The 4,198-nt window shown below is 54.3% G+C and carries 2 tRNA genes and 2 rRNA genes; all 4 read left to right on the top strand.

The annotated features are described in order from the left end of the window. Positions 1 to 167: 167 nt before the first annotated feature. Positions 168 to 243, top strand: a tRNA-Ala gene (locus tag NKI05_RS32055). A 386-nt stretch (positions 244 to 629) separates the two neighbouring features. Next, positions 630 to 3,431: ribosomal RNA gene (locus NKI05_RS32050) — 23S ribosomal RNA — on the top strand. 201 nt (positions 3,432 to 3,632) lie between these two features. Next, positions 3,633 to 3,747 (top strand): 5S ribosomal RNA (gene rrf, locus NKI05_RS32045). Positions 3,748 to 4,067: 320 nt separating this feature from the next. Then, positions 4,068 to 4,144: transfer RNA gene (locus NKI05_RS32040), tRNA-Met, on the top strand. Positions 4,145 to 4,198 lie beyond the last annotated feature (54 nt).

The raw sequence follows: 4,198 nt of genomic DNA, 5'->3' as shown, positions 1-4,198 counted from the left end.
CGCGCTTGATAAGCGTGAGGTCGGAGGTTCAAGTCCTCCCAGGCCCACCACTTGCGCGATCCCGCAGGGATCGTCGCTTCAGCCTCGATGTGGAAGTTGAGCTCCAGCGCGATCCCGTAGGGATCGTCGCTCCAGTCTCGATACCATTATGCGGGAGCAAGTTATCAGGGGCCGTAGCTCAGCTGGGAGAGCGCCTGCTTTGCAAGCAGGATGTCGTCGGTTCGATCCCGTCCGGCTCCACCACTTTCTTGTCTTTGAGGCGAAGAAGGGGTGTCGAGGAGGTGGTGAAAAAGTCATTCGTATAAAGGTTTGTGGTGAGCTTCTTGGCTTGCCGCTTGTTCTGTTTTGACATCGTAAAGAGAAGATTTGTTCGAACTTCATGAGCCGAAAGGTTCGTGATTTGTCGCGGGAGACGCTCAATCTCCCGCATATGATGGGTTTGCCTAACCGCACCCTCGAACCGATCTCGAGAAGCTGGTCTTTTTGTGCCAATGACATCGAATTTGGATCCCGCACAGGATCCGGTTCAGGCGACAATTCCTTTGGAATTGCGCGGACGCCAACCCCGCAAGGGAGAGGCTGAAGCGACAATCCTTCGGATTGCGCGGATGGGCATTGGCAATGAGAACGATCAAGTGTCTTAAGGGCAATTGGTGGATGCCTTGGCATGCACAGGCGATGAAGGACGTGATACGCTGCGATAAGCTACGGGGAGGTGCGAATACCCTTTGATCCGTAGATTTCCGAATGGGGAAACCCACCTAAGGTACTTGGAAAATCAGAGTAGCAGAGCGATCTGCTACTGTGGTTTCCAAGTATCGATAATAGGTAACTTATCCTGAATACATAGGGATAAAGTGGCGAACGCGGGGAACTGAAACATCTAAGTACCCGTAGGAAAGGACATCAACCGAGACTCCGGAAGTAGTGGCGAGCGAACCCGGACCAGGCCAGTGGCGATTGAGAGACAAGCGGAACCTTCTGGAAAGTAGGGCCATAGTGGGTGACAGCCCCGTACGCGTAATGCAATCAATCGTCCTCGAGTAAGGCGGGACACGTGAAATCCTGTCTGAAATTGGGAGGACCACCTTCCAAGCCTAAGTACTCGTGCATGACCGATAGCGAACTAGTACCGTGAGGGAAAGGTGAAAAGCACCCCGACAAGGGGAGTGAAAGAGTACCTGAAACCGATTGCCTACAAACAGTGGGAGCCCGCAAGGGTCACCACGTACCTTTTGTATAATGGGTCAGCGACTTAGTGTGACGAGCAAGCTTAAACCGCTAGGTGTAGGCGCAGCGAAAGCGAGTCTGAACAGGGCGTTCAGTTCGTCGCATTAGACCCGAAACCGAGTGATCTAGCCATGAGCAGGTTGAAGGTAAGGTAACACTTACTGGAGGACCGAACCCATAACTGTTGCAATAGTTCGGGATGACTTGTGGCTAGGGGTGAAAGGCCAATCAAACTCGGAAATAGCTGGTTCTCCGCGAAATCTATTTAGGTAGAGCGTCGACCGAATACCCCAGGGGGTAGAGCACTGGATGGGCTAGGGGTCCTCACCGGATTACCAAACCTAACCAAACTCCGAATACCTGGGAGTACTAGTCGGCAGACACACGGCGGGTGCTAACGTCCGTCGTGAAAAGGGAAACAACCCTGACCTACAGCTAAGGTCCCCAAGTTATGGCTAAGTGGGAAAGGATGTGAGGATCCCAAAACAACCAGGATGTTGGCTTAGAAGCAGCCATCATTTAAAGAAAGCGTAACAGCTCACTGGTCTAAATAAGGGTCTTTGCGCCGAAAATGTAACGGGGCTAAAGCCATACACCGAAGCTTAGGGTTTGGTCCGCAAGGGCCAAGCGGTAGCGGAGCGTTCTGTAAGCTGACGAAGCCATACCCGTGAGGGGTGGTGGAGGTATCAGAAGTGCGAATGCTGACATGAGTAACGTAAGGGGAGTGAGAGACTCCCCCGCCGAAAGACCAAGGGTTCCTGCTTAAAGCTAATCTGAGCAGGGTTAGCCGGCCCCTAAGACGAGGCGGAAACGCGTAGTCGATGGGAACCACGTTAATATTCGTGGGCTTGGAGGTAGTGACGGATCGCACAAGTTGTCCAATCTTATCGGATTGAACGGGCAGCGGAGCGGTTCCAGGAAATAGCTCCTCCTTATAAACCGTACCCGAAACCGACACTGGTGGTCAGGTAGAGTATACCAAGGCGCTTGAGAGAACTATGCTGAAGGAACTCGGCAAATTGCACGCGTAACTTCGGAAGAAGCGTGACCCTTTTCTACGCAAGTAGAGGAGGGTGGCACAGACCAGGGGGTAGCGACTGTTTATCAAAAACACAGGGCTCTGCGAAGTCGCAAGACGACGTATAGGGTCTGACGCCTGCCCGGTGCTGGAAGGTTAAGAGGAGGGGTGCAAGCTCTGAATCGAAGCCCCAGTAAACGGCGGCCGTAACTATAACGGTCCTAAGGTAGCGAAATTCCTTGTCGGGTAAGTTCCGACCTGCACGAATGGCGTAACGACTTCCCCGCTGTCTCCAGCATAGACTCAGTGAAATTGAATTCCCCGTGAAGATGCGGGGTTCCTGCGGTTAGACGGAAAGACCCCGTGCACCTTTACTATAGCTTTACATTGGCATTCGTAGTGGCATGTGTAGGATAGGTGGTAGGCTTTGAAACCTGGGCGCCAGCTCAGGTGGAGCCACCCTTGAAATACCACCCTTATTACTATGGATGTCTAACCGCGGCCCGTTATCCGGGTCCGGGACAATGTATGGTGGGTAGTTTGACTGGGGCGGTCGCCTCCTAAAGAGTAACGGAGGCGCGCGATGGTGGGCTCAGAACGGTCGGAAATCGTTCGCTGAGTGCAATGGCATAAGCCTGCCTGACTGCGAGACTGACAAGTCGAGCAGAGACGAAAGTCGGTCATAGTGATCCGGTGGTCCCGCGTGGAAGGGCCATCGCTCAACGGATAAAAGGTACGCCGGGGATAACAGGCTGATGACCCCCAAGAGTCCATATCGACGGGGTTGTTTGGCACCTCGATGTCGACTCATCGCATCCTGGGGCTGGAGCAGGTCCCAAGGGTATGGCTGTTCGCCATTTAAAGCGGTACGTGAGTTGGGTTCAGAACGTCGTGAGACAGTTCGGTCCCTATCTGCCGTGGGTGTAGGAATATTGAAAGGATCTGTCCCTAGTACGAGAGGACCGGGATGGACGGATCTCTGGTGGACCTGTTGTGGCGCCAGCCGCATAGCAGGGTAGCTATATCCGGACGGGATAACCGCTGAAGGCATCTAAGCGGGAAACCCACCTTAAAACGAGTATTCCCTGAGAACCGTGGAAGACGACCACGTTGATAGGCCGGGTGTGGAAGAGCGGCAACGCTTGAAGCTTACCGGTACTAATAGTTCGATCGGCTTGATCGTTCTCATTCCTTATGCTCATCGTGAACACGATGATCTGACCAGCGCTCACGCATGGGCGGCCCTTCCAGGGCCTATGCTCCGCGAGGGCGCCGGAAAACCGGCGACGCGCAGTCGCGCTTGCGGGCTTACGCCCGAAAGCAAAACACAAACGTCGCCTTGGCACGAAAAAACAGCTTCTCGATATAACGTGCGTTTTGCCGACCTGGTGGTTATGGCGGAGCGGCTGCACCCGATCCCATTCCGAACTCGGCCGTGAAACGCTCCAGCGCTGATGGTACTTCGTCTCAAGACGCGGGAGAGTAGGTCGCTGCCAGGTCTGCAAAACGCACGTTGAACTCTCATCCGCAAACCGGATGAAACTGAAATCTTCTCTCTACGAAAAGGCCCGCCAAGGGATCACGGGCCGCGCAAGCGGCCCTTTCATTTGGTCAGCCATATACCTATCTGTAAGCCATCCTGTTCATAGGCCCAGGCTTACGTCCAGATAAGCAAGCAAACGCTTGCTTCAGATCCGGAGCAGGCAAGAGCTTGCCCTGGAGAGTCCGGAGCAAGCAAGAGCTTGCCCTGGAGAGTCCGGAGCAGGCAAGAGCTTGCCCTGGAGAGTCCGGAGCAAGCAAGAGCTTGCCCTGGAGGTGACGCGGGGTGGAGCAGCCCGGTAGCTCGTCAGGCTCATAACCTGAAGGTCACAGGTTCAAATCCTGTCCCCGCAACCAACAAAAAAAGCCCGCTTCACGCGGGCTTTTTGCGTTCGGACCGTGATCGATGGC

This window comes from Mesorhizobium sp. M0771 (assembly GCF_040320155.1).
GTDB lineage: Bacteria > Pseudomonadota > Alphaproteobacteria > Rhizobiales > Rhizobiaceae > Mesorhizobium.
Note: the sequence above shows the minus strand (reverse complement) of the source record. Positions and strands in the feature narration are given on the sequence as shown.